Here is a 22,224-nt window from a genome sequence, read left to right as displayed (position 1 = left end):
TAGTTCGAATTAAAACGTTACCTGGCTAAAAGTCCTGTAACAAAATATCTCTTCCAACTGACATTATCATATTTCCCAATACGTTTCCATTGTATGTCTTCTACATTCAGTGCCGTAATGAACGCGGCGCCATCACGAAACTGATCCCAATCGTCCTGTGCTGCCCATTCACCAGCTTTTGCACCTTGCTTTGCTTCATAAAAGTTATCCATATGAATGCCTGTTTTGACCTTTTGTCTTTGCAAAAGCCCTTCACTGGTCATTTTCCAAATATTTTTGCCAGCCAATTGATTTTCTCTCACAACTACCGCATTCTGTGAAGCGTTGGTCGTGATTTCCAGGTTTGCATGATAGCCCGGCAGCAAACCTTCCATGTCAGCATCCTTCCCAAACGTCACCTCAAACGGATACATACTGGTTGTATGAACATTGACCGTTTCCGGCATATCATTGATGGAATCCAGCGTACCCTTCAGTACATCGTCATTTTCCTGAATCGCCACTTTAACTGGCATTTCCGGTTCCACCTGCGTACGCTCATTTTCCGTAAATCTGCCGGTTGCCTGCAGTTGCAAGTCGCGAATGGAAACAACAGGGTTTTTAAGTGATTGAGACAAGTTGGCTATTTGTCCCTGATAAGGACTTTCAACAACTATTGTATCACCGGTTGACTCCAAATCAGATAATTGTGCCTGAATACTATCCAGTTCTGCCTGTTTCTGAGCAAGTTCTTTTTCCTTCTCAGCAACATAGGCCTCTTTCATATATTCCGCCTGAACAGGCTCATGTTTCAGATCAAATTTCGCATTTTCTCCTTCAAATTGAGCTTCTAAATCAGACGGCGGTGCCTGGAAAGCGGAAATATTGGCAATAGCCTCTTCAATTGCAGCAATCTGATCATTTAATTTGCTTACTTCGCTTTCCAATTGTGCTTTTGTTTCATAGTAGTTATTCGGTTCATATGAAAAAAGCGGATCACCAACATTTATTTGTGCCCCATCTTCAACCTGGAACTCCAAAAAACTGCCCTTTTCTTCGTCAAAATAAACATTCTTCGTCTCTGCTGTTTCCAAAACTCCAGCCGTTTCGATTGTTTCATACATATCTTTTGTTCCAATAACGGACCATTCGTCAATATAGGACAACCGATCAACTTTTTCCTCCTCATCCAAATAAACCAGGAAGCAATTTACTGCCATAAACAGTCCGGTCAGTATCAGTATTAGCTTTTTGCGATTCATCCAAACCACCCGCCAAGTAAATGAATATCTGTGACAGTCAATGCTGCTGCAAGAACCCAATACAGAATATGTAGAAAAATAATGCCGGTCCAGACCCAGCGCCTGCTGACATCAGCAAGATAGCTGATATACCTTGCCTGAAACCAAATGATCCAAAACTGGAAGAGCGATATTGCACCGAAGAAATAAATAATCCATGTTTTGGACGTGAAGTAAGAGGCAATAATTCCAAATGACCACGGAGAAACATGCCAGTCCAATCCCCAGAAAACAGCAAGCGGAATCCATAAAACCCGTTCGACAAGCATAATGAACAGAACAATTTGCTGCATAACAAGCAGTTTTTTGTACGGTATCCCTGTCAGCAGATAAAAAATATAGGATGGCACAAATAATACAAGTAAGGCAAATAGTACGGCAAAACCAATTCTGCCGAGAACAAACCAGAATTTGGTCATTTCGTACTGAATCTGGCTGAACGCTGTCGCATTTTCAGAAATTGGCTGTGACCCAAGTCCAAGTCCAGCCATCCAGCCATATACAACGACACTTATCAACAAAAGCAGCCAACAGACCTTCCAAAGATTTTTCAGGGCTTCTGCCTCACGAATACGATATAAATTGTCATCTATTGGAAAAAAGAATTTTAAGAGATTTACCCGATAGAGCATGTACCACAGTCCTTTTAGTCAAATCTGGTCGATTTCCACCTGCTTCCTATTTTAACGTAAATTTCATCAATATCCTATCATTTTTGATATTTTTATGAATATAATAGAGAATTTTTCCTATGTTTAAAAGAAATCCGACAAATAGGTTTGTCGATTGGGTATGATTTGTTCCAATATTTCCAGCTGTTTCTGGCTTCCGAAAATCAAACCAGTTTGGTATAGTTCCATTGGCCGCTTGTACCCCATAAGCATGGAAGCAAGCTGTTGAACGGTACATTGGATGGCATCCTCACCAGTCGACGTTTTCAGACAAGTAACGTCTGTTTTATCTCCGCTTTTCATAAGTTGATAGGTTCCGTTATTTTCAGGCATAAAAGCATCCTCAACCTGTAATGCGGGCAGTGGTTGATTATTCACCGGCTGAAACGGATATTGCTCCAGAAAACGACGCACATCGACAATCCGTGCCATGAAATAAGGCTGCAGTTTTTGGTCGAATCCTGGTTCATCAACGAGCAGTGGAAGATTGTCATATTCCGGCACAGTCATTTCGACCTTTTCCACCATCGAATCATGATTGGCAACAAACTTCAGCAGCTGCTTCCTGCCATTGAGCGTATTGTACACGAGTTCTTTTACCGTAAAAACTTCATTCTTCACCTGATAGATAATATACGCTTCCGGCTGATCGTTATTGCCATATGCTGCAGCCACTTGGTCATGTGCTTTGATGACCCGTTGATTCCACCATTTTTCATCCCTGACAAGCGGTCCATTAAATTGGCTGGCGTAAATTGTATATATATCGTGCAGCATCCCGAAGCCTTCATGGACCCGGCGAACATACCCCTCTGCATCCCAGGTACGTTTCAATTTGTTGAGCGGGATAGCGTAATGTTTTTCGACAAAAGCTGTTTCCCACCCGTACTTTCGGTAAAAATGAAATGAAAAGGGATGAAGAAAAGAAATGGTCTGACCCTGCTCCTTCATATATGTCAAGGCATGATGGAGCAGATCCTTAATTGCCCCCTGCCGACGATACTCCGGCCATGTCGCAACCGCACTGATGCCGCCCATTTCGAAAACCCTGCCATTTATATAGCAGGTAAGCGGGATCAAGTGCAGTTTTGCCGCCAACTCATCATTCGACATCCACCCCCAGATAATATGCCTTCCAGCCTCTTCTTCTTTTTTCCGAAGTTCCGCTTCCGACAACGCATATTGGAAGGCAAACTGTGACAGTTCGAAAATAGCTGCGTAATCACGTTCGGTCAGTGTTTTTATATATGACATTACCGATCCCCCCCTGTTTCGATATTATATTACAATCATACAATAATTTCGTCATGATGCACCAGTATGGCCGATTGTCGAATCAGGGAATTCGGCAACTTCCGATGATTATCGGTTTGACAGGACAATACGTTCTAACGGCGAAACCTACATCGCTAACGGGGGATTTTTCCATTCTAACGACAAAAACAGCATTTCTATCGGCATTTCCACACAAACAGTTTTCTGCCCATCAAAAAAGCCCTCTTCCCTGCATAGGGAAAGAGAGCTTTCGAAAAAAGCAGTATTAACGTTTTGAAAATTGTGGTGCACGGCGAGCGCCTTTGAGACCGTATTTCTTACGTTCTGTTTCGCGGGCGTCACGAGTCAGATATCCTTCGCGCTTTAATGTTGCGCGGTATTCCGGATCTGCTTTAAGCAGTGCACGTGCAATTCCGTGACGGATTGCACCTGCCTGACCAGTGAATCCACCACCATTAACATTGACCAAAACATCATAAGTTCCTTGTGTTTCAGTGCTTGCCAGTGGTTGATTCAAGATTAACAGTTGCGTTTCATATGGGAAATAGTCTTGAGCATCACGGTCATTGATCATTACGCGGCCGGTGCCTGGAACCAGACGCACACGAGCAGTTGATCTTTTACGACGGCCGGTGCCATAGTATTGTACTTGTGCCAATTGATTTACCTCCTTTTATTATCCACGAAGCTCGTAAACTTCCGGTTTTTGAGCTTGATGATTGTGTTCGGATCCTCTGAATACATGCAGTTTTTTACCCATTTTACGACCAAGCGGGCCTTTTGGAAGCATACCTTTCACAGTAAGCTCCAACATTTGTTCCGGGTATTTTGTTCGCATTTCTTCAGCGTTGCGTGCTTTCAAACCACCTGGATGATTTGAATGACGATAATACATTTTGTCGTTCATTTTTTTACCTGTAAGTTCTATTTTGTCAGCGTTAATGATGATTACGTGATCACCTGTATCAGCATGTGGTGTATAAGTTGGTTTATGCTTTCCGCGCAGGATTGCAGAAACCTCACTTGCCAAACGGCCTAAGCGCTGGCCTTCAGCATCCACAACAAGCCATTTACGTTCAATATTAGCTTCATTCGCCATGAAAGTTGTGCGCATGATGGGTTTCCCTCCATATTTCAATAGTTCGTTTCAATGTTATTCCTATATTTTAACATAATTAGTTTCCGGGGCTAATCATGGTTTAGAAATAAAATGCCAAAAACCATCATATACCATAGATAACAAGTTTGTCAAGGCCTAAGCACAAACAGTCCCTCCCGAATGAGAGGAACTGTCATAGCGCCTATAAAACGCCGCGCATATACACTTGAATTTTTTTCGAAAATGCGAACAGAATAATACCGGCCAAGACAGCAACGCTGCCAATAACACCAAAGTAGATAATTTCGGTTGACGGATCATACAACTTAACGATCTGAGCATTTACAGCTTGTCCTGCTGCATTGGACATGAACCACAGACTCATGGTTTGAGCAGAAAAAGCTGCGGGTGCAAGTTTCGTTGTTGCAGATAGTCCGACTGGCGACAGGCATAGTTCCCCAAGTACGACAAGGAAGAAACTAAGCACCAGCCATAACGGGCTTACCAACGTTTCCGTTCCATTGATCATAGCCGGGAAGATCAGCACCATAAACGATATCCCGCCAAGAATTACCCCGAGGGAAAACTTCTTCGGCGTTGATGGCTGGCGGTTGCCAAGTTTCACCCACATTGCTGCGAACACTGGAGCCAGCAAAATAATAAATAACGGATTCAATGACTGAAACCATGATGCATAAATATCGAGTCCCATGAAGCTTAATTCTGTACGTTCCTTAGCATATAAAGCCAATATAATGGAACCTTGCTCCTGAATTGCCCAAAAAACCATGGATGCAATGAACAACGGGATATATGCTAAAATTCTTGAACGTTCCACTTCATTGGTTCTTGGGCTTTTATACATTACAATGAAGTATGCGGTCGGGATCACTACCCCTAAGAAACTGACTAAATACGTAAACGTTGTGATTGTCAGAATGTTGGTTGGAATGGTAATCGCGAGTAAAACAGCAATGATAACAGCACCAATTCCAAATCGTTTGAATACTACTTTTTTCTCGTCATCATTCAACGGGTTAGCCACATAGGTTCCGGCAAGACCCAAATATTTTTTGCGTGTAACGACGAAAACAATCAGACCTAGAAACATTCCAATTGCAGCCAGGCTGAAGCCCAGATGATAATTGTATTCCTGCCCAACCGTACCAACTACAAATGGTGCGATTAATGCCCCCATATTAATCCCCATGTAAAAGATACTGAATCCGGAGTCGCGGCGTATATCCTTCTCACTGTACATATCTCCAACAACACTTGAAACATTTGGCTTCAACAACCCTGTACCAAGAATAATGAAGAACATGGAAAGGAACAGACCTGTTACACCTATTGGCAATGCCAGCACAATGTGCCCGGTCATAATCAGTATTCCACCGTAAAAAATCGTTTGTTGCGTACCAAGCAAACGGTCAGCAATCCATCCGCCGATGACACCTGTCATATAAACGAGTGCACCATAGATGGCCATGATGGACGTAGCTATATCCTTATCAATTCCAAGTCCACCGTTAAACAATTGATCATACATATAGTAAAGCAGGAGTGCCCGCATTCCATAGTAGGAAAAGCGCTCCCAAAACTCTGTGAAAAACAGAGTGAATAACCCTTTAGGTTGTCCAAAAAAGCCCCGCTGCGGCACACTTTGGACGATCTTATCCTTATCAATCTTTCCCATGATGTTAAAAACTCCTTCTCTTTTTGGCTGTACAAATTGGTTGTATTAAATTTTACTTTTTTCTGATAATTTACAGTAACCAACCTGTTGAAAAAATAAGGGCACGTACCATCATATTCCGCAATTTTACGGTTGTCAACTGACCGAAAAAGTCCAAAAATCGCAATAGCATACTAAATTAAAAAAACTTGGTTCGATAGCCCAAGTTTTTTGAAAAATTCATTTATATGTTACGTTCCAAAGATATAACCCTTGTGCTGGGACAGTATCCCCCAGCAGCCGGCGATCTTTTCTCATAAGGAGTTCTTCGATGTCATCCGGATTCCGTTTCCCCTGTCCGATATCCAATAATGCCCCAACAATGATCCGAACCATATTGTATAAAAAGCCGCTCCCCCGGAAGACGAATTCAATTGTGCTGCCTTCTCTGCTGCACGACACCTCATACATATTCCGGATTTTACTTCCTTTGATGGAGGCTTTGGCCGATGAAAAAGTGGTAAAATCATGTTCACCTTCCAGGAGAGCACACGCGCGCTGCATCGCGTCCATATTGAGTTGATAGGGAAACTGATAGTAATAATGTTGTTTAAAAACGTCCTTTTCCCGCTCATTCCATACATAATAATGGTATTCTTTCTCCACCACATCATACCGGGCATGAAATGCATCGTCAGCTTCCTCCACTTCATGCACATATAAATCACCGGGCAAAAGGGTATTAATCGCCATTTTCCAATTATTCAACGGTAATTGGTACGTTGTTTCGAAATGAATCGTTTGGCCTTTGGCATGAACGCCGGTATCAGTTCGCCCGGATGGATGGATGCGGATGTGTTCCCCTTTATGGATCCGACGCAGTGCCTTTTCCAGTTCGCCTTGGACTGTGCGCTGGCGGGGCTGAATCTGAAAACCTGAAAAATTAGTTCCGTCATAGCTTATCGTACATTTGATTTTTGTCATGCCGCTTCAGCCCCCTTTATTTAATAATTCCTCGTCCATAACAAAGCCGCCACTACACATATAAATACAATATAAATGGCAATATCACGTTTTTCAATTTTTAACTCACGCAGCTTGGACCGTCCTTCTCCGCCTTGATAGCCACGTGCTTCCATCGCCATCGCGAGCTCCTCAGCACGTTTAAAGGCACTGACAAATAACGGCACAAGCAATGGCACAACCGCCTTTACCCGCTCTTTGATTGTCCCTGTACGAAAATCCACCCCGCGCGATGCCTGTGCTTTTGATATTTTGTCTGTTTCCTGCAGCAGTGTCGGGATAAAACGCAATGAGATGGACATCATTAACGCCAATTCATGGACGGGAAATCTGATTTTTTTTAACGGATGCAGCATTTCCTCAATTGCATCGGTAATCTCGATCGGTGTTGTTGTCAGCGTCAGCAGGGATGTTACCAGAATCAGCAGAAAAAAACGCATCGATATGGCAAAACCCTGGATGAGTGCACCAGTGTATATTTCAAATGAAAATACTTCAAACAGCACTTCACCTTGCTTCGTGACGATCAGATGCAGGATAAAGGTAAAAACAATCAAGAACCATATTGGTGTCAGTCCCTTTACAATAAAGCGCAACGGAATGCGGGTTGTAAACGTACTCGCCAGTGCAAAAAGGGTCAGGAGCCCATAACTCCAAAACGAGTTTGCGAAAAAAACGATAAACACGAAGAAGAAAATAATCGTTATTTTGGTTCGCGGGTCAAGTTTATGGACAAGGGACTGACCAGGGACATACTGACCGATGATTAATGCATTATTCATGAGGCGTCCTCCCTTTAAGCACTTGCTGGATATCATTTGCAGCTTCAGCAATTGACTGCCGCCTAAATGGGATTTCTTGTTTAAATTTCTTTTCAAAAGCATTTAAAAACCGGACCATCTCCGGAACATCCAGCTGTACTTTCTGCAGGGCTTCTTTTTGCGAAAAAACCTCCTCAGGGTTTCCCTCCATATATTTAGTGCCCTTGTTTAAAATAATGACATGGTCAGCATATTTCACCGCATCTTCCATACTGTGGGTGACCAGAACCGTCGTTTGTTTCTGTTTTGTATGCATATCATAAAACATTTCCATCATTTCCTTTTGACCACGCGGATCAAGGCCTGCAGTCGGCTCGTCCAACACAAGAATCTCCGGCCGGGTTGCCAGTACACCGGCTATCGCAACCCGCCGCATCTGTCCGCCGCTCAGATCAAACGGCGAACGCTGCATCAGCTCTTCCGTAAGTCCAACTTCCGGAATGATTGCATTTATCCGCTCTGTAATTTCCCTCTCCGGCACGTCGAAATTTTCCGGACCGAATGCAATGTCTTTCTTAACCGTTTCTTCAAATAACTGATGTTCCGGATATTGAAAAACAACTCCGACACGGCTGCGCAATTCCTTCATGTTTTTTGGCTTTTCATCAGTGGTTAAACGGAATTCGCCGATCGTTACCTCGCCTGATGTGGGACGTACAAGACCATTCAAATGCTGAATCAAGGTCGATTTCCCGGAACCGGTGTGGCCGATTATCGCTACAAATGAGCCTGATGGTACAGAAAAAGACAGTTCTTCCAATGCCTTATGGGCAAATGGTGTATTGGGTTGATAAATGTAGCTTACTTCTTTGAATATGATATCCATAGATCCTCCAGCAGTTCATCGTGGTTTAATGGTTCATTCGTTACCGCAATACCAGCTTTTTGAAGTTCGTCCGATAAATATGCGATAAACGGGACATCCAGACCAATTTCGCGGAGCTCATCCTTCTTTGCAAAAATATCCCTCGGCACGGCCTCTCCCCATATTTCACCTTCATTCATCACAATTACACGTTCAGCCTGTATCACTTCCTCCAGATCATGTGTAATCGTGATCAAGGAAAGTTCACGTTCATTTTGTACACTGGATATTGTATCCATAATTTCAGTGCGCCCTTTCGGATCAAGCATTGCAGTTGCTTCATCCAAAATAAGCACTTTCGGGAAGATTGCCAGGACACCGGCAATGGCAACCCGCTGCTTTTGTCCGCCGGAAAGCTTATGCGGCTCTGTCATCCGGTAATCCAACATTCCGACAGCATCTAATGTTTCATCAATCCGCTTCATCATTTCTTTCCGGGGAATACCGCGATTTTCCATTCCAAATGCAACATCGTCCTGCACGGTTGTTCCCACAAACTGGTTATCAGGATTCTGAAAAACCATTCCCACGTCTTTACGAATTTCCCAAATAGTTTCCTCAGTCAGCTTCTGATTCCCAATGAAGATTTCTCCCTCTTGTGGAAATAGCAGACCATTCATCAACTTGGCAATAGTTGATTTTCCCGATCCATTGTGGCCGATAATTGCCATCGATTCATTTTCATAGATTTCAAATGAACAATTTTTCAACACCCATGACTGCTCTTCGCCATATCTGAACGATACATTTTTGAACTCTATTAATTTGTTTCGCATATTTTTAGGTCCTCCCCGGGGTGACATTGCATGGATTTTTGCTTTTCCGCCGATAGAACTGGCTTTTCCGCCGATAGAACTGGCTTTTCCGCCGATAGAACTGGCTTTTCCGCCGATAGAACTGGCTTTTCCGCCGATAGAACTGGCTTTTCCGCCGATAGAACTGGCTTTTCCGCCGATAGACTCGCTCCTGCTTGGTAAGCAGTCGCATCATCTATCGACCGCCACTTTTCCATGCTACAAAAAAAGGGCTTGGATTCACCTCGTGGAAGAGATTCTGTCCTGCCCTTATGCGTACGGTGTATTGTTAAACTAGTTCAATGATTGCCATGTCAGCTCCGTCACCTTGACGGGCACCCAGCTTAAGAACACGTGTATATCCGCCCTGTCTGTCTTCATAGCGTGCAGCAACGTCATCGAAGAGTTTCTGAATGACGTTTTCATTATCATTTGCTTCCTGATTGTACAGAAATGATGCTGCCTGACGACGAGCATGCAAGTCACCGCGTTTCCCAAGCGTGATCATTTTTTCAACAACCGTTTTTAATTCTTTTGCCTTTGCCTCTGTTGTTTCAATCCGTTCTTGGATGATTAGGTCAGATGCAAGGTTTCGCAGCATCGCCATACGAGTATCTGTCTTACGGCCTAATTTTCGAGCCATGGACTATCCCTCCCTTTTCTTGAAAGTCTGTAGGTGTCGATTAGTCATCATCACGCAAACCTAAACCTAAATCCTCCAGTTTTACTTTTACTTCTTCCAGCGATTTACGGCCCAGGTTACGAACTTTCATCATGTCTTCTTCCGATTTATTTGAAAGCTCTTGTACTGTATTAATACCAGCGCGTTTTAAGCAATTATAGGATCTGACAGATAAATCGAGTTCCTCAATTGTCATTTCCATTACTTTTTCTTTTTGGTCTTCTTCTTTTTCGACCATAATTTCTGCATTTTGTGCTTCATCTGTTAATCCGACAAAAATGTTCAGATGTTCTGTGAAAACTTTTGCGCCTAAAGAAACTGCTTCTTCAGGACGAATGCTTCCATCAGTCCACACATCCAATGTCAGTTTATCGTAGTTCGTGATTTGCCCTACTCGGGTGTTTTCTACCTGATATGTTACACGTGATACTGGTGTAAAGATGGAATCGATTGGAATCACACCGATTGGTCGTTCATCATGATTATTTGCATCAGACGGACGATATCCACGGCCGGATTCTGCAGTGATCTTCATATGCAAACTTCCCTCACCATTAATGGTTGCAAGATGCAGATCAGGATTCAATACCTCTACATCACTATCATATGTCAGATCTGCAGCCGTAACTTTTCCTTCCCCCTGCACATCAATCTCCAGTGTCTTTTCATCATCAGAATAGATTTTCAGAGCGAGTTTTTTCAGATTCAAAATGACAGTTGTAACATCTTCAACAACACCATCGATTGTCGAAAATTCATGTTGTGCGCCATCAATTTGGACTGATGTAACAGCAGCACCCGGGAGTGAGGATAGTAGGATACGACGCAAGGAGTTTCCTAGAGTAGTCCCATACCCACGTTCAAGCGGTTCGACGACGAACTTTCCAAATTTAGCATCATCGCTGATCTCAACCGTTTCGATTCTTGGCTTTTCAATTTCGATCATTCCATAAAACCCTCCTTTAAAACGTCGAAATACCGGTTAGACGACAAGGTGTCTAACCGAGATTCCCCAAATAGGCAGTAGGCATTTCTGCGCTATTAAAAATATTAACGTATGCTTTTGTCGCTGTCATGTTGTATCATAAAGCCTCTAAAGGGACGATCCCTTCTGCCTCATACTTTTAGCCATCATAACCCATTATTGACAGGGTGACAAATTCTATACGGTACAATTATACGCGACGACGTTTTGGTGGGCGGCAACCGTTATGCGGAACTGGTGTTACGTCACGAATAGCTGTAACTTCCAAACCAGCTGCCTGCAGTGAACGAATAGCTGCTTCACGGCCGGCACCGGGGCCTTTTACGGTTACTTCCAATGTTTTCATGCCATTATCAACGGCTGATTTAGCTGCAGTTTCAGCAGCCATCTGAGCAGCAAATGGCGTTGATTTACGGGAGCCTTTAAAGCCGAGTGCACCAGCTGAACTCCAGCCGATTGCATTACCCTGTACATCTGTAATCGTAACAATTGTGTTGTTAAACGTAGAACGGATGTGTGCAACTCCGGTATCAATATTCTTTTTTACACGACGCTTCCGTGTATTGGTTTTACGTACCATAGTTTAAACCCTCCTTCACGTTATTTTTTCTTGTTTGCCTGTGTACGGCGTGGACCTTTACGGGTACGTGAATTGTTTTTTGTTTTTTGACCACGAGCCGGCAGTCCCCGACGATGTCTGATTCCCCGGTAAGATCCGATTTCGATTAAACGTTTAATGTTTAATGACGTTTCACGGCGAAGATCACCTTCAACAGTAAAGTCGCCAATTGCTTTACGGATTTTAGCCAGTTCATCCTCAGTCAAATCACGAACACGCGTACTTTCTGCTACTCCTGCTTCTTTCAGGATTTCCTGTGCAGTAGTTTTACCCACACCATAAATATACGTGAGAGAAATAACTACTCGCTTATCACGTGGAATGTCAATACCTGCAATACGTGCCATAGAATCGCACCTCCTTGTTTATTAGCCTTGTTTCTGTTTGTGTTTCGGGTTATCGCAAATCACCATTACTTTGCCTTTGCGTTTAATTACCTTGCATTTTTCACAAATTGGTTTTACAGATGCTCTTACTTTCATCACCTTTACCTCCTTTTATATCGGAGCTCACTCGTCTATTTATAACGGTACGTAATTCGTCCTCTGGTTAAATCGTACGGGGAAAGTTCTACCGTTACTTTGTCGCCCGGTAAAATACGGATGAAATGCATACGGATTTTTCCTGATACGTGCGCCAAAACCGTATGACCATTTTCAAGCTCTACGTTAAACATTGCATTTGGCAATGTCTCTGTAACGGTTCCTTCCACTTCAATTACATCATCTTTCGCCATCGTGTTGATCTCCCTTCTTCAAATCAGTCACAACTTCATTGACAAATTTTGCTATGGCAAATCGCAGCTTGCCATTTGTGACACGACCAGTTTCCAGAAGGCTGTTTTGGACTTCCGGAGAAATGTAGTCCATGACTTCAATATGATGAAGATTCTTTTTCTTCGGTCGATCATATTTACGTTTCTCTCCGTCTGCCAGCAGGACAAAACGATCATCAATCAATTTCAATACTACTGCATATTGTCCCGCCTCACGTCCCTGCATAATGCGAACAACTTGACCTGCCTGCGGTATCGAATCAGTTTCGCTCAACAACGATCACCTTCACTTAGGCTTTAATTTTATACCTTTCAAAAGGTAATTTTAAATTATGATCCTGTGTCACTTTTATATCAAGTAATACATGAATCAGCAACAACTACGTCATACATTATATCGTTTAACAGATGGAAATGCATCCATTCAGTGCCGGTCATACAGTAAATAGCTTATTTTTCTATTTTTGCCTGAATATCCTGAAATACCCGATCAATCTCCTGATCACCATCAACTTTAACAAGATATCCTTTTTCCTTATAATAATCCAGCAGCGGCTGAGCCTGTTTGAGATTCACATCAAGCCGGTTTTTGACCGTTTCTTCCTGATCGTCTTCACGCTGGACTAATTCGGAACCATCCTTATCACATTTCCCTTCCTCTTTTGGAGGATTGTAGATAACATGATAGGTTGCTCCGCATGTCGGACAAATTCTACGACCTGTTAGACGCTCCAATAATTTTTCCTTTGGTACATCTACATGCAGCACATAGTCAATCGTTTCATTCATTTCACTTAAAATCGATTGAAGGGCTTCTGCCTGTGCAATTGTTCTTGGAAATCCATCGAGCAGAAAACCATTCTTACAATCATCTTTGCCTAATCGTTCTTTAACAATTCCAATGGTTACCTCATCCGGAACAAGTTCACCTTGATCCATATAGGATTTAGCTTTATTGCCAAGTTCAGTTCCTTCTTTTATAGCCAGTCGAAACATATCTCCTGTTGAAATATGAGGGATGTTATATTTTTCATTTATTTTTACCGCCTGTGTGCCTTTGCCAGCGCCAGGCAGACCCATTAATATCAAATTCAACAACTTTCCCCTCGCTCTCGTTGGCAGCTAACCAACTACTTTATAAATCCTTTGTAGTGACGCTTCACCAATTGACTTTCCAGCTGCTTCATTGTCTGCAGCGCCACACCAACAACAATCAGTAAGCTGGTACCGCCTATTTGTACTGCTTGAGGCAGATTTGCAAGTCCACCTAGAACAATCGGCAACACCGAAACAGCTGCAAGGAAAATGGACCCTACGAACGTCAGTCTGTACATTACCCGTGTCAGATACGTTTCTGTGTTTTTACCAGGTCGTATTCCCGGGATGTACCCGCCTTGTTTCTGAAGATTCTCGGCCATCTGCTCCGGATTCACTTGCACAAATGTGTAGAAATACGTGAATGCTATAATTAACGCAACGTAAATAACCATCCCGATCGGTTGCGTGTAATCAAAGATCATTTCGATTGTATCCGCAATTTCGTTCCCTTCAAAAAGTCCTGCAACCGTCCGTGGCGCGATAATGAATGCAATCGCAAAGATTACCGGAATAACGCCGGCAGCATTTACCTTTAGCGGCAAGTGTGTCGAATGTCCACCAACCGGGGAACGATTGACAAGCTTTTTCGCATATTGAATCGGTATTTTACGCAGTGCCTGCTGGATGAAAATGACGCCAACCGTTACTGCAATAACGACCAGTAGAATCATTGCAACGATTAATATGTTGATAAACAATTGATCGCCGGGATTCACGAAGTACTGACTGTACAACTGTTTGACCCCGTTTGGTACTGCTGCAACGATACCGGCAAAAATCAAAATGGAAATTCCATTACCAACACCATTGGCCGTAATTTGTTCACCAAGCCACATCAGGAATGTGGTTCCGCTTGTCAGTACGAGTGCAATGATAATGAACTTTAATATACCTGGATCAGAAATTAACATTCCATTGGCCATTGCATTAAACCCAATTGACATTGCGATTGCCTGGATAAACGCAAGAATAACTGTTCCGTAACGAGTAATCTGTGCTATCTTCTTACGTCCCATTTCACCTTGCTTTTTCCATTCTGTGAGCTTTGGTACAACATCCATTTGCAGCAATTGCATAATGATTGACGCTGTAATATAAGGCATGATCCCCATTGCGAAAATGGAGAAGTTCTGCAATGCCCCACCACCAAATGTATTCAGAAACCCAAATACATTTTGCTGGTTCATAAAATCAATTGCTTCATTATTTGTAAATGGAACTGGAATAAATGTACCCAGACGAAATACGATTAACATTAATAATGTAAATATAATCTTCCGTCTGATGTCACCTACACGCATTAAATTGGAGATCGTACTGAACATTAAATCACCTCTGCTTTACCGCCCGCTGCTTCGATAGCTTCTTTCGCTGAAGCAGAGAACTTATGAGCTTTTACTGTAAGGTTCTTTTCAACAGTACCCTTGCCGAGTACTTTAACGCCTGCTTTAAGTTTACTTACGGCACCCTCTTCAAGTAATAGCTCAGGTGTAACTTCTGTGCCTTCTTCAAAACGATTTAAAGCATCAAGGTTTACAATTGCAAATTCTTTACGGTGAATATTTGTAAATCCGCGTTTAGGCAAACGTTGAAATAATGGCATTTGGCCACCTTCGAATCCAACCCGTGTATTACCGCCTGAACGTGCTTTCTGTCCTTTGTGTCCTTTGCCTGACGTTTTACCATTTCCAGACGACATTCCGCGGCCTACGCGATTGCGCTTTTTACGGCTTCCTTCTGATGCGTTCAATTCATGAAGTTTCATGCGAGCACCTCCTCTTTACGCTAATGTGTTTATACTTCTTTAACCGCTATGAGATGGGATACTTTATTAACCAAACCGCGAACGGCTGGAGTATCTTCACGAACAACGGATTGATGGATTTTTTTTAGTCCTAGTGTTTGAACAGTTTGACGTTGTGCTTCTGTTCTGCCAATAACACTGCGCGTGAGGGTGATTTCTAATTGTTTAGACATAGTATTTCCCTCCTTATCCTAAAGTTCTTCTACAGATTTTCCGCGCAATTTCGCAACTTCTTCCGCGCGCTTTAAGTTTGTTAATCCAGTTAACGTTGCACGAATCATGTTGATTGGTGTGTTAGAGCCAAGTGATTTAGTCAGAATATCACCAACTCCGGCAAGTTCGAGGATCGCACGAACAGGTCCGCCGGAAATAACTCCTGTACCTTCTGTAGCTGGTTTCATCAATACATTACCGGAACCGAATCGTCCATGAATTTCATGCGGAATGGTTGTTCCAACAATCGGTACTGTAATCAGGTTTTTCTTTGCATCGTCAACTGCTTTTTTGATTGCTTCCGGTACTTCTTTGGACTTTCCGGTTCCAAAACCGACATGACCATTCTTATCTCCTACAACAACCAGTGCAGCAAAGCGGAAATTACGTCCACCTTTTACAACTTTTGCAACACGGTTGATCGTAACAACACGTTCTTCAAGATCTAATTTGTTCGGATCAATGCTAGTATGCATCTATGTCCCTCCTTTATCTATCGATTAAAATTCAAGACCTGCCTCACGGGCGGCATCTGCCAATGCTTTTACGCGTCCATGATAAAGATAGCCTCCACGGTCAAATACCACTAATTTGTAACCTTTATCCTGGGCACGTTTAGCAACTAACTTTCCGACTTCAACAGCTGCATCCACGTTACTGCCGGATTGCGTGGTGATTTCATTATCTTTTGTTGAGGCGCTTGCCAACGTTACACCTTCAACATCATCAATCAACTGTGCATTAATGTGTTTATTTGAACGGTACACATTCAGACGCGGGCGTTCCTGTGTTCCAAAAACACTTTTGCGAACACGCGCATGTCTTCTTTTGCGTACGGCGTTTTTGTCAGGTTTTGTGATCATCTAGGTCACTCCTTTCTGCTCCCTAACTAACCTTATTTAGCAGTTTTACCTTCTTTTTGTCGTACATATTCGCCTTCATAGCGAATACCCTTGCCTTTATAAGGCTCAGGTGGTCTGATTGCCCGAATGTTTGCAGCAACTGCACCAACCAATTCTTTATTAATACCCTTAACAATTAATTGTGTGTTTTTAGGAACATCTATTTCAATGCCCTCAATTGGATCAATTTCCACTGGGTGTGAGTAACCGGCGTTAATCACTACCTTGTCACCCTGCTTCAGCGCACGGTAACCTACACCATTGATTTCAAGATTTTTTTCGAAACCTTTGTGCACGCCTTCAACCATGTTGCCAATCAGGCTGCGGGTAGTACCATGCAATGCACGATGTTCTTTATGATCACTTGGACGTTCAACAGTAAGAACATTATCTTCAATTACCACTTTCATATCTTCATGATAATCTCTTGTCAGCTCACCTTTAGGGCCTTTTACTGTAATTGTATTCCCGTTCATGTTGATTTCAACGCCCTCTGGAATTTCAATTGGTTTAAGTCCTATACGAGACATTCCATACACCTCCTTGTCTTTAGATGTTTATTACCAAACATATGCCAGTACTTCGCCACCAACAGCTTGTGTACGTGCTTCTTTGTCGGACAGCACACCGTTTGATGTGGATACAATGGCAATTCCCAAACCGTTCAGCACACGCGGTACCTCATCAGCTTTTGCGTATACGCGCAAGCCCGGTTTACTGATACGCTTAATGCCAGTGATTACGCGTGCCTTTTTAACGCCGTACTTAAGGAAAATACGCAGAACACCTTGCTTGTTATCTTCAATGAATTCATAATCGCGTACAAAGCCTTCACGCTTAAGAATATCAGCGATTTCTTTCTTTATTTTGGAAGCCGGAAGTTCCAGCTTATCATGACCTGCCATGTTAGCATTTCGAATGCGGGTCAGCATATCTGCGATTGGATCTGTCATAACCATTACATATTACCTCCTTCCCTAATCGGGGTTTACCAGCTTGCTTTTTTGACACCAGGAATTTGACCTTTATAGGCAAGTTCACGGAAACAAATACGGCAAAGTTTAAATTTACGGATTACTGAATGCGGTCGGCCACATCGTTCGCAGCGTGTATATTCACGTACTTTAAATTTCTGCGGGCGTTGTTGTTTCGCAACCATTGATTTTTTAGCCACAATTTTCCCTCCTTATATTGCTCTCAGCTTATTTCTGAAAAGGCATGCCTAACTGAGCCAACAATTCACGTGCTTCTTCATCAGTATTGGAAGTTGTTACAATCACAATATCCATACCACGCACTTTGCTTACTTTATCATAGTTAATTTCCGGGAAAATCAGCTGTTCTTTAACGCCAAGCGTATAATTACCCCGGCCATCAAAAGCTTTTTTGGAAATACCACGGAAATCACGTACACGCGGAAGTGAAACTGCAATTAACTTTTGCAGAAATTCGTACATCCGATCACCGCGCAACGTTACTTTCGCACCGATTGGCATTCCTTCACGCAAACGGAATCCGGCAATTGATTTTTTAGCACGGGTAACCATAGGCTTTTGTCCGGAAATTAGTGACAGCTCTTCAACAGCATTATCCAATGCTTTTGAGTTCTGAACGGCATCACCAACACCCATGTTAATTACTATTTTTTCAATACCAGGTACTTGCATAACTGATTCATAATTAAATTTGCTCATCATTGATGATATTATATCTTCGCGATACTTTGATTTAAGTTCGTTCATCATGTCGCCCTCCTTTCACCTGCGAACTATTTATCTACTGCTTCACCGGATTTTTTAGCGATACGGACTTTTTTTCCATCTTTAGCTTGATAACCAACACGAGTTGGCTCGCCTGATTTCGGATCAATCAGCATTACATTAGAAACATGAATAGGTGCCTCCTGATTGAGGATTCCACCTTGCGGGTTATCCTGTGAAGGTTTTGCGTGTTTTTTGGTCATGTTAATGCCTTCCACCAAAACACGTTCCTTCTTCGGATAAGCTTCTAAAATAGTGCCTTGTTTACCGCGATCTTTTCCGGAAATAACTTTTACTTTATCACCTTTTTTTACATGCATGCTTTACGCACCTCCTTAACAAGGCTTTACTTTTCGCTTTATAAAACTTCTGGAGCTAGAGATACGATTTTCATGAATTTTGCATCACGCAATTCACGTGCAACCGGTCCGAAGATACGAGTTCCTCTTGGACTTTTGTCGTCACGAATAATTACGGCAGCATTTTCATCAAAACGAATATATGATCCATCTTTGCGGCGCATTCCTGACTTGGAACGAACGATGACAGCTTTCACAACTTCACCTTTTTTAACAACGCCACCTGGTGTTGCGTGTTTTACCGTACAAACAATTACATCACCGATATTGGCTGTTTTGCGTCCGGATCCGCCCAATACTTTAACCGTTAAAACTTCTCTTGCACCAGAGTTATCTGCAACTTTTAATCGAGTTTCTTGTTGAATCATATCGCTGTGACCTCCCTTCGGATACCAACTGATCGAACTTTAATTATATAATTACCGCTTCTTCAACGATTTCAATCAAGCGGAAACGTTTTGTGGCAGATAACGGACGTGTTTCCATGATAGAAACAATATCACCGGTTTTTGCCTGATTATTTTCATCATGTGTTTTGAACTTCTTGGAATATTTAACACGCTTGCCATACAGTTTATGGAACTTATAAGTCTCAACCAAAACAGTGATTGTTTTATCCATTTTATCTGATACGACACGGCCTGTGTATACTTTGCGATCATTACGCTCAGTCATTTGAGGCTAACCTCCTCTCTTGTTCAGTTATTTACGCTAGTTCACGCTGGCGTACAACGGTTTTCATTCGGGCAATAGACTTCTTTACTTCACGAATACGTGCAGTGTTTTCCAATTGGCCAGTTGCAAGTTGAAAGCGTAAATTAAAAAGTTCTTCTTTTAATGATTTCACTTTTTGTTCAATTTCGGCAGTGGTTAGTTCTCTGATTTCATTAGCCTTCATTGATTTCACCACCAATTTCTTCACGTTTTACAAATTTAGTTTTAATCGGCAGTTTGTGAGAAGCAAGACGCAATGCTTCACGAGCTACTTCTTCTGATACACCTGCGATTTCAAACATGATCTTCCCGGGTTTTACAACTGCTACCCATCCTTCAGGAGCACCTTTACCGGAACCCATCCGAACTTCAAGGGGCTTTGCAGTGTATGGTTTATCAGGGAATATTTTGATCCAAACCTTACCGCCACGTTTCATGTAACGAGTCATTGCAATACGGGCAGCCTCTATTTGACGGCTGGTAATCCAGGATGCTTCAGTTGCTTGCAGCCCATATTCACCAAAAGAAACTGAAGTACCGCCTTTTGCACGTCCTTTCATTTTACCACGATGCTGTTTGCGAAATTTTACGCGTTTAGGCATTAACATAATGCATTTCCCCCTTCCTTAATTATTGGATTTAGTTGGAAGGACTTCTCCACGATAGATCCATACTTTGACGCCGAGCTTTCCGTAAGTGGTGTCAGCTTCAGCAGTGCCATAATCGATATCAGCACGCAATGTATGAAGTGGTACTGTTCCTTCACTGTAATGTTCCGCACGGGCAATATCGGCACCGCCGAGACGTCCGGAAACTTGTGTTTTAATTCCTTTTGCTCCAGCACGCATTGCACGCTGAATGGTTTGCTTTTGAGCACGACGGAATGAAATACGATTTTCCAGCTGACGAGCAATATTTTCAGCAACCAGTGTTGCGTTCAAGTCAACTTTCTTAATTTCAATGATGTTTATATGGACCCGCTTGCCTGTCAGGCTGTTTAATGATTTACGTAGAGCTTCTACTTCAGAACCGCCCTTACCGATAACCATTCCGGGTTTACCAGTGTGAATAGTAATATTTACACGATTTGCTGCACGTTCAATTTCAATTGAAGAAACAGCAGCAATGCGTAAGCGATTTTCAAGATATTCTCTAATCTTAATATCTTCATGTAGTAAGTCTGCATAGTCTTTGCCTGCATACCATTTTGACTCCCAGCCTTTAATGATACCGACGCGAAGACCGTTAGGATTTACTTTTTGACCCACTGACTATCCCTCCTTCTTTTCAGTTACAGCCACTGTAATATGGCTTGTGCGTTTATTGATTTTACTTGCACGACCTTGTGCACGTGGACGGAAACGTTTCAATGTAGCACCTTCGTTAACGAATGCTTCGGAAATCACCAGATTATCCGGCTCCATTTCATAGTTGTGTTCTGCATTTGCAATTGCAGAGTTCAAAACTTTTTCAACAGCCGGAGAAGCACCACGTTGTGTATGACGCAGGATTGCTACTGCTTCACCAACTTCTTTTCCTCGAATTAAATCTATGACCAAACGAACTTTACGAGGAGCGATACGAACTGATTTCGCAACGGCTTTAGCTTGCATATGGAGTACCTCCTCTCAATTAGCGTCTTGTTTTTTTGTCATCGCCAGAGTGTCCTTTAAACGTACGGCTTGGCGCGAATTCACCCAATTTGTGTCCGACCATATCTTCTGTTACATAGACAGGCACATGTTTGCGTCCGTCGTAAACAGCGATCGTATGACCGACAAAAGATGGGAAAATTGTTGAACGACGGGACCAAGTTTTCACAACTTGTTTTTTATCAGTATCATTCAGGTTATCAATCTTTTTCAATAGATGGTCATCTGCAAAAGGTCCTTTTTTTAAGCTGCGACCCATGGATAAACCTCCTTTCGTAATCGAACGGCGAATTCTATTGCTCGCCGTCCTATCCGTTTATTTTTTGCGCTTACGAACGATAAATTTATCTGTAGGTTTGTTCCGCTGACGAGTCTTATAACCAAGGGTTGGTTTACCCCAAGGTGACATTGGTGATTTACGGCCGATAGGCGCACGTCCTTCACCACCACCGTGTGGGTGATCATTAGGGTTCATAACAGAACCGCGAACAGTCGGGCGCTTCCCTAACCATCTTGAACGGCCTGCTTTACCAACGCGGATCAGTTCATGCTCGATATTACCAACCTGACCAACAGTCGCACGGCATGTTGACAAAATCAAACGAACTTCACCTGACGCTAAACGAACCAATGAGTATTTCCCTTCACGGCCAAGAACCTGTGCATCTGCACCTGCAGAGCGAGCAATCTGACCGCCGCGTCCTGGCTTCATTTCAATGTTATGAATGATGGTACCTACTGGGATGTCTTTAAGCGGAAGAGCATTTCCGAGTTTAATGTCGGCATTCTCGCCAGCTTCTATTTTTTGTCCTACTTTAATCCCTTTTGGTGCTAAAATATAGCGTTTTTCTCCATCTGCATAGTGGATTAATGCAATATTCGCTGAGCGGTTCGGATCGTATTCGATTGTAGCAACGCTGCCTGGTATACCATCTTTATCGCGCTTGAAGTCGATGATACGATATTGACGCTTGTGACCGCCGCCCTGATGACGAGTCGTTAATTTACCTTGGTTGTTACGACCACCGCGTTTATACAACGGACTTAACAGGGATCTTTCCGGAGTGTCAGTCGTGATCTCTGCAAAATCAGACGTTGACATATTACGTCTTCCGTTTGAGGTCGGTTTGAATTTTTTAATCGCCATCTTTTTCCCTC

General features: G+C 42.7%; 37 protein-coding genes. 1 reads left to right on the top strand and 36 read right to left on the bottom strand.

What is annotated here, in order from left to right; genetic code table 11:
* Window positions 1-17 precede the first annotated feature (17 nt).
* The 10 genes from ABD010_RS06010 to ABD010_RS05965 all read right to left on the bottom strand — a co-directional run bounded on the left by ABD010_RS06010 (window position 18) and on the right by ABD010_RS05965 (window position 9,485).
* Window positions 18-1,241 (bottom strand): efflux RND transporter periplasmic adaptor subunit, encoded by a 1,224-nt coding sequence (locus tag ABD010_RS06010; protein WP_343811189.1) that lies wholly within the window; start codon window positions 1,239-1,241, stop codon window positions 18-20.
* Window positions 1,238-1,912 (bottom strand): hypothetical protein, encoded by a 675-nt coding sequence (locus ABD010_RS06005; RefSeq protein WP_343811188.1) that lies wholly within the window; start codon window positions 1,910-1,912, stop codon window positions 1,238-1,240. Before ABD010_RS06005 ends, ABD010_RS06010 begins: the two co-directional genes overlap by 4 nt.
* A 123-nt stretch (window positions 1,913-2,035) precedes the next feature.
* On the bottom strand, window positions 2,036-3,205 hold the full coding sequence (locus tag ABD010_RS06000; protein WP_343811186.1) for a GNAT family N-acetyltransferase: 1,170 nt from the start codon (window positions 3,203-3,205) through the stop codon (window positions 2,036-2,038).
* A 286-nt stretch (window positions 3,206-3,491) separates the two neighbouring features.
* Window positions 3,492-3,884 carry a 30S ribosomal protein S9 gene (gene rpsI, locus ABD010_RS05995; protein ID WP_343811184.1) on the bottom strand — a complete coding sequence of 131 codons (393 nt, stop codon included), beginning with the start codon at window positions 3,882-3,884 and terminating at the stop codon, window positions 3,492-3,494.
* 18 nt (window positions 3,885-3,902) lie between these two features.
* A complete protein-coding gene (gene rplM, locus ABD010_RS05990; protein WP_343811182.1) occupies window positions 3,903-4,340 on the bottom strand; it encodes a 50S ribosomal protein L13 in 438 nt (145 codons plus the stop codon).
* A gap of 187 nt (window positions 4,341-4,527) precedes the next feature.
* Window positions 4,528-6,021: a peptide MFS transporter gene (locus ABD010_RS05985; protein ID WP_343811180.1), complete on the bottom strand. Its 1,494-nt coding sequence runs from the start codon at window positions 6,019-6,021 to the stop codon at window positions 4,528-4,530.
* A 219-nt stretch (window positions 6,022-6,240) separates the two neighbouring features.
* On the bottom strand, window positions 6,241-6,984 hold the full coding sequence (truA, locus tag ABD010_RS05980) for a tRNA pseudouridine(38-40) synthase TruA (protein ID WP_343811178.1): 744 nt from the start codon (window positions 6,982-6,984) through the stop codon (window positions 6,241-6,243).
* A gap of 20 nt (window positions 6,985-7,004) precedes the next feature.
* Window positions 7,005-7,805 carry an energy-coupling factor transporter transmembrane component T family protein gene (locus ABD010_RS05975; protein WP_343811176.1) on the bottom strand — a complete coding sequence of 267 codons (801 nt, stop codon included), beginning with the start codon at window positions 7,803-7,805 and terminating at the stop codon, window positions 7,005-7,007.
* A complete protein-coding gene (locus ABD010_RS05970) occupies window positions 7,798-8,670 on the bottom strand; it encodes an energy-coupling factor ABC transporter ATP-binding protein (RefSeq protein WP_343811174.1) in 873 nt (290 codons plus the stop codon). Before ABD010_RS05970 ends, ABD010_RS05975 begins: the two co-directional genes overlap by 8 nt.
* Entirely contained in the window at window positions 8,646-9,485 is an 840-nt protein-coding gene (locus ABD010_RS05965; RefSeq protein WP_343811172.1) for an energy-coupling factor ABC transporter ATP-binding protein, read from the bottom strand. The genes ABD010_RS05970 and ABD010_RS05965 overlap by 25 nt, the downstream gene beginning before the upstream one ends.
* Between ABD010_RS05965 and ABD010_RS05960 the strand changes: the two genes are divergently transcribed.
* Window positions 9,460-9,801 (top strand): hypothetical protein, encoded by a 342-nt coding sequence (locus ABD010_RS05960; protein WP_343811171.1) that lies wholly within the window; start codon window positions 9,460-9,462, stop codon window positions 9,799-9,801. The two genes, ABD010_RS05965 and ABD010_RS05960, sit on opposite strands and share 26 nt — an antisense overlap.
* Here ABD010_RS05960 and rplQ read toward each other — a convergent pair.
* The 26 genes from rplQ to rplB form a co-directional block, all read right to left on the bottom strand.
* Window positions 9,793-10,146: a 50S ribosomal protein L17 gene (gene rplQ, locus ABD010_RS05955; RefSeq protein ID WP_343811170.1), complete on the bottom strand. Its 354-nt coding sequence runs from the start codon at window positions 10,144-10,146 to the stop codon at window positions 9,793-9,795. The genes ABD010_RS05960 and rplQ overlap by 9 nt on opposite strands.
* 40 nt (window positions 10,147-10,186) lie before the next feature.
* Complete coding sequence (locus tag ABD010_RS05950) at window positions 10,187-11,131, bottom strand: DNA-directed RNA polymerase subunit alpha (RefSeq protein ID WP_343811169.1); 945 nt, start codon at window positions 11,129-11,131, stop codon at window positions 10,187-10,189.
* A 229-nt stretch (window positions 11,132-11,360) separates the two neighbouring features.
* Window positions 11,361-11,750 carry a 30S ribosomal protein S11 gene (gene rpsK, locus ABD010_RS05945; protein WP_343811167.1) on the bottom strand — a complete coding sequence of 130 codons (390 nt, stop codon included), beginning with the start codon at window positions 11,748-11,750 and terminating at the stop codon, window positions 11,361-11,363.
* Between the two features lie 20 nt (window positions 11,751-11,770).
* Complete coding sequence (gene rpsM / locus ABD010_RS05940; protein WP_343811166.1) at window positions 11,771-12,136, bottom strand: 30S ribosomal protein S13; 366 nt, start codon at window positions 12,134-12,136, stop codon at window positions 11,771-11,773.
* Between the two features lie 21 nt (window positions 12,137-12,157).
* Window positions 12,158-12,271, bottom strand: coding sequence for a 50S ribosomal protein L36 (gene rpmJ, locus ABD010_RS05935; protein ID WP_080876116.1), 114 nt, complete (start codon window positions 12,269-12,271; stop codon window positions 12,158-12,160).
* Window positions 12,272-12,306: 35 nt separating this feature from the next.
* Window positions 12,307-12,525: a translation initiation factor IF-1 gene (infA, locus tag ABD010_RS05930; RefSeq protein WP_010095735.1), complete on the bottom strand. Its 219-nt coding sequence runs from the start codon at window positions 12,523-12,525 to the stop codon at window positions 12,307-12,309.
* The gene (locus ABD010_RS05925; RefSeq protein WP_343811161.1) at window positions 12,512-12,838 is read right to left on the bottom strand and encodes a KOW motif-containing protein; all 327 of its coding nucleotides are present in this window, start codon (window positions 12,836-12,838) and stop codon (window positions 12,512-12,514) included. The genes infA and ABD010_RS05925 overlap by 14 nt, the downstream gene beginning before the upstream one ends.
* 176 nt (window positions 12,839-13,014) lie before the next feature.
* Window positions 13,015-13,659 carry an adenylate kinase gene (locus ABD010_RS05920; protein WP_343811160.1) on the bottom strand — a complete coding sequence of 215 codons (645 nt, stop codon included), beginning with the start codon at window positions 13,657-13,659 and terminating at the stop codon, window positions 13,015-13,017.
* Between the two features lie 35 nt (window positions 13,660-13,694).
* Window positions 13,695-14,987 carry a preprotein translocase subunit SecY gene (gene secY / locus ABD010_RS05915; protein WP_343811158.1) on the bottom strand — a complete coding sequence of 431 codons (1,293 nt, stop codon included), beginning with the start codon at window positions 14,985-14,987 and terminating at the stop codon, window positions 13,695-13,697.
* On the bottom strand, window positions 14,987-15,427 hold the full coding sequence (gene rplO, locus ABD010_RS05910) for a 50S ribosomal protein L15 (RefSeq protein WP_343811156.1): 441 nt from the start codon (window positions 15,425-15,427) through the stop codon (window positions 14,987-14,989). Before rplO ends, secY begins: the two co-directional genes overlap by 1 nt.
* A gap of 29 nt (window positions 15,428-15,456) precedes the next feature.
* Window positions 15,457-15,639 carry a 50S ribosomal protein L30 gene (gene rpmD / locus ABD010_RS05905; RefSeq protein ID WP_343811155.1) on the bottom strand — a complete coding sequence of 61 codons (183 nt, stop codon included), beginning with the start codon at window positions 15,637-15,639 and terminating at the stop codon, window positions 15,457-15,459.
* An 18-nt stretch (window positions 15,640-15,657) separates the two neighbouring features.
* Window positions 15,658-16,155: a 30S ribosomal protein S5 gene (gene rpsE, locus ABD010_RS05900; protein ID WP_343811153.1), complete on the bottom strand. Its 498-nt coding sequence runs from the start codon at window positions 16,153-16,155 to the stop codon at window positions 15,658-15,660.
* Window positions 16,156-16,179: 24 nt separating this feature from the next.
* Window positions 16,180-16,542 carry a 50S ribosomal protein L18 gene (rplR, locus tag ABD010_RS05895; protein ID WP_343811151.1) on the bottom strand — a complete coding sequence of 121 codons (363 nt, stop codon included), beginning with the start codon at window positions 16,540-16,542 and terminating at the stop codon, window positions 16,180-16,182.
* A gap of 32 nt (window positions 16,543-16,574) precedes the next feature.
* Window positions 16,575-17,111 (bottom strand): 50S ribosomal protein L6, encoded by a 537-nt coding sequence (gene rplF / locus ABD010_RS05890; RefSeq protein ID WP_343811149.1) that lies wholly within the window; start codon window positions 17,109-17,111, stop codon window positions 16,575-16,577.
* A 30-nt stretch (window positions 17,112-17,141) separates the two neighbouring features.
* The gene (gene rpsH / locus ABD010_RS05885) at window positions 17,142-17,540 is read right to left on the bottom strand and encodes a 30S ribosomal protein S8 (protein WP_174615410.1); all 399 of its coding nucleotides are present in this window, start codon (window positions 17,538-17,540) and stop codon (window positions 17,142-17,144) included.
* Between the two features lie 29 nt (window positions 17,541-17,569).
* Window positions 17,570-17,755 (bottom strand): type Z 30S ribosomal protein S14, encoded by a 186-nt coding sequence (locus ABD010_RS05880; protein WP_018924659.1) that lies wholly within the window; start codon window positions 17,753-17,755, stop codon window positions 17,570-17,572.
* Between the two features lie 28 nt (window positions 17,756-17,783).
* Window positions 17,784-18,323: a 50S ribosomal protein L5 gene (rplE, locus tag ABD010_RS05875; protein ID WP_343811202.1), complete on the bottom strand. Its 540-nt coding sequence runs from the start codon at window positions 18,321-18,323 to the stop codon at window positions 17,784-17,786.
* A 26-nt stretch (window positions 18,324-18,349) separates the two neighbouring features.
* Window positions 18,350-18,661 carry a 50S ribosomal protein L24 gene (gene rplX, locus ABD010_RS05870; RefSeq protein WP_343811144.1) on the bottom strand — a complete coding sequence of 104 codons (312 nt, stop codon included), beginning with the start codon at window positions 18,659-18,661 and terminating at the stop codon, window positions 18,350-18,352.
* 38 nt (window positions 18,662-18,699) lie between these two features.
* Window positions 18,700-19,068, bottom strand: a complete 369-nt coding sequence (gene rplN, locus ABD010_RS05865) for a 50S ribosomal protein L14 (RefSeq protein ID WP_174615407.1) — start codon at window positions 19,066-19,068, stop codon at window positions 18,700-18,702.
* Between the two features lie 43 nt (window positions 19,069-19,111).
* Window positions 19,112-19,375 carry a 30S ribosomal protein S17 gene (rpsQ, locus tag ABD010_RS05860; RefSeq protein ID WP_174615406.1) on the bottom strand — a complete coding sequence of 88 codons (264 nt, stop codon included), beginning with the start codon at window positions 19,373-19,375 and terminating at the stop codon, window positions 19,112-19,114.
* A gap of 31 nt (window positions 19,376-19,406) precedes the next feature.
* Entirely contained in the window at window positions 19,407-19,598 is a 192-nt protein-coding gene (gene rpmC / locus ABD010_RS05855; protein WP_174615405.1) for a 50S ribosomal protein L29, read from the bottom strand.
* A complete protein-coding gene (gene rplP, locus ABD010_RS05850; RefSeq protein ID WP_343811141.1) occupies window positions 19,588-20,022 on the bottom strand; it encodes a 50S ribosomal protein L16 in 435 nt (144 codons plus the stop codon). The genes rpmC and rplP overlap by 11 nt, the downstream gene beginning before the upstream one ends.
* A gap of 18 nt (window positions 20,023-20,040) precedes the next feature.
* Window positions 20,041-20,682 (bottom strand): 30S ribosomal protein S3, encoded by a 642-nt coding sequence (gene rpsC, locus ABD010_RS05845; RefSeq protein ID WP_343811139.1) that lies wholly within the window; start codon window positions 20,680-20,682, stop codon window positions 20,041-20,043.
* A 3-nt stretch (window positions 20,683-20,685) separates the two neighbouring features.
* On the bottom strand, window positions 20,686-21,027 hold the full coding sequence (rplV, locus tag ABD010_RS05840) for a 50S ribosomal protein L22 (protein WP_343811137.1): 342 nt from the start codon (window positions 21,025-21,027) through the stop codon (window positions 20,686-20,688).
* 19 nt (window positions 21,028-21,046) lie between these two features.
* On the bottom strand, window positions 21,047-21,325 hold the full coding sequence (gene rpsS / locus ABD010_RS05835) for a 30S ribosomal protein S19 (RefSeq protein WP_343811135.1): 279 nt from the start codon (window positions 21,323-21,325) through the stop codon (window positions 21,047-21,049).
* A 57-nt stretch (window positions 21,326-21,382) separates the two neighbouring features.
* Entirely contained in the window at window positions 21,383-22,213 is an 831-nt protein-coding gene (gene rplB / locus ABD010_RS05830) for a 50S ribosomal protein L2 (protein WP_343811133.1), read from the bottom strand.
* Window positions 22,214-22,224 lie beyond the last annotated feature (11 nt).

This window comes from Virgibacillus siamensis (assembly GCF_039522605.1).
GTDB classification, from domain to species: Bacteria; Bacillota; Bacilli; order Bacillales; family Amphibacillaceae; genus Lentibacillus; species Lentibacillus siamensis.
The sequence above is the reverse complement of the archived record's forward strand: the minus strand, read 5'-3'. Positions and strand labels throughout refer to the sequence as shown.

What these genes read in the sequence shown, in the direction of transcription:
- ABD010_RS06010 (WP_343811189.1), bottom strand. Translation starts at nt 1,241, where the DNA reads ATGAATCGCAAAAAGCTAATACTGATACTGACCGGACTGTTTATGGCA.
- ABD010_RS06005 (WP_343811188.1), bottom strand. Translation starts at nt 1,912, where the DNA reads ATGCTCTATCGGGTAAATCTCTTAAAATTCTTTTTTCCAATAGATGAC.
- ABD010_RS06000 (WP_343811186.1), bottom strand. Translation starts at nt 3,205, where the DNA reads ATGTCATATATAAAAACACTGACCGAACGTGATTACGCAGCTATTTTC.
- rplM (WP_343811182.1), bottom strand. Translation starts at nt 4,340, where the DNA reads ATGCGCACAACTTTCATGGCGAATGAAGCTAATATTGAACGTAAATGG.
- ABD010_RS05985 (WP_343811180.1), bottom strand. Translation starts at nt 6,021, where the DNA reads ATGGGAAAGATTGATAAGGATAAGATCGTCCAAAGTGTGCCGCAGCGG.
- truA (WP_343811178.1), bottom strand. Translation starts at nt 6,984, where the DNA reads ATGACAAAAATCAAATGTACGATAAGCTATGACGGAACTAATTTTTCA.
- ABD010_RS05975 (WP_343811176.1), bottom strand. Translation starts at nt 7,805, where the DNA reads ATGAATAATGCATTAATCATCGGTCAGTATGTCCCTGGTCAGTCCCTT.
- ABD010_RS05970 (WP_343811174.1), bottom strand. Translation starts at nt 8,670, where the DNA reads ATGGATATCATATTCAAAGAAGTAAGCTACATTTATCAACCCAATACA.
- ABD010_RS05965 (WP_343811172.1), bottom strand. Translation starts at nt 9,485, where the DNA reads ATGCGAAACAAATTAATAGAGTTCAAAAATGTATCGTTCAGATATGGC.
- rplQ (WP_343811170.1), bottom strand. Translation starts at nt 10,146, where the DNA reads ATGGCTCGAAAATTAGGCCGTAAGACAGATACTCGTATGGCGATGCTG.
- ABD010_RS05950 (WP_343811169.1), bottom strand. Translation starts at nt 11,131, where the DNA reads ATGATCGAAATTGAAAAGCCAAGAATCGAAACGGTTGAGATCAGCGAT.
- rpsK (WP_343811167.1), bottom strand. Translation starts at nt 11,750, where the DNA reads ATGGTACGTAAAACCAATACACGGAAGCGTCGTGTAAAAAAGAATATT.
- rpsM (WP_343811166.1), bottom strand. Translation starts at nt 12,136, where the DNA reads ATGGCACGTATTGCAGGTATTGACATTCCACGTGATAAGCGAGTAGTT.
- rpmJ (WP_080876116.1), bottom strand. Translation starts at nt 12,271, where the DNA reads ATGAAAGTAAGAGCATCTGTAAAACCAATTTGTGAAAAATGCAAGGTA.
- infA (WP_010095735.1), bottom strand. Translation starts at nt 12,525, where the DNA reads ATGGCGAAAGATGATGTAATTGAAGTGGAAGGAACCGTTACAGAGACA.
- secY (WP_343811158.1), bottom strand. Translation starts at nt 14,987, where the DNA reads ATGTTCAGTACGATCTCCAATTTAATGCGTGTAGGTGACATCAGACGG.
- rplO (WP_343811156.1), bottom strand. Translation starts at nt 15,427, where the DNA reads ATGAAACTTCATGAATTGAACGCATCAGAAGGAAGCCGTAAAAAGCGC.
- rpmD (WP_343811155.1), bottom strand. Translation starts at nt 15,639, where the DNA reads ATGTCTAAACAATTAGAAATCACCCTCACGCGCAGTGTTATTGGCAGA.
- rpsE (WP_343811153.1), bottom strand. Translation starts at nt 16,155, where the DNA reads ATGCATACTAGCATTGATCCGAACAAATTAGATCTTGAAGAACGTGTT.
- rplR (WP_343811151.1), bottom strand. Translation starts at nt 16,542, where the DNA reads ATGATCACAAAACCTGACAAAAACGCCGTACGCAAAAGAAGACATGCG.
- rplF (WP_343811149.1), bottom strand. Translation starts at nt 17,111, where the DNA reads ATGTCTCGTATAGGACTTAAACCAATTGAAATTCCAGAGGGCGTTGAA.
- rpsH (WP_174615410.1), bottom strand. Translation starts at nt 17,540, where the DNA reads ATGGTTATGACAGATCCAATCGCAGATATGCTGACCCGCATTCGAAAT.
- rplE (WP_343811202.1), bottom strand. Translation starts at nt 18,323, where the DNA reads ATGAACGAACTTAAATCAAAGTATCGCGAAGATATAATATCATCAATG.
- rplX (WP_343811144.1), bottom strand. Translation starts at nt 18,661, where the DNA reads ATGCATGTAAAAAAAGGTGATAAAGTAAAAGTTATTTCCGGAAAAGAT.
- rplN (WP_174615407.1), bottom strand. Translation starts at nt 19,068, where the DNA reads ATGATTCAACAAGAAACTCGATTAAAAGTTGCAGATAACTCTGGTGCA.
- rpsQ (WP_174615406.1), bottom strand. Translation starts at nt 19,375, where the DNA reads ATGACTGAGCGTAATGATCGCAAAGTATACACAGGCCGTGTCGTATCA.
- rpmC (WP_174615405.1), bottom strand. Translation starts at nt 19,598, where the DNA reads ATGAAGGCTAATGAAATCAGAGAACTAACCACTGCCGAAATTGAACAA.
- rplP (WP_343811141.1), bottom strand. Translation starts at nt 20,022, where the DNA reads ATGTTAATGCCTAAACGCGTAAAATTTCGCAAACAGCATCGTGGTAAA.
- rplV (WP_343811137.1), bottom strand. Translation starts at nt 21,027, where the DNA reads ATGCAAGCTAAAGCCGTTGCGAAATCAGTTCGTATCGCTCCTCGTAAA.
- rpsS (WP_343811135.1), bottom strand. Translation starts at nt 21,325, where the DNA reads ATGGGTCGCAGCTTAAAAAAAGGACCTTTTGCAGATGACCATCTATTG.
- rplB (WP_343811133.1), bottom strand. Translation starts at nt 22,213, where the DNA reads ATGGCGATTAAAAAATTCAAACCGACCTCAAACGGAAGACGTAATATG.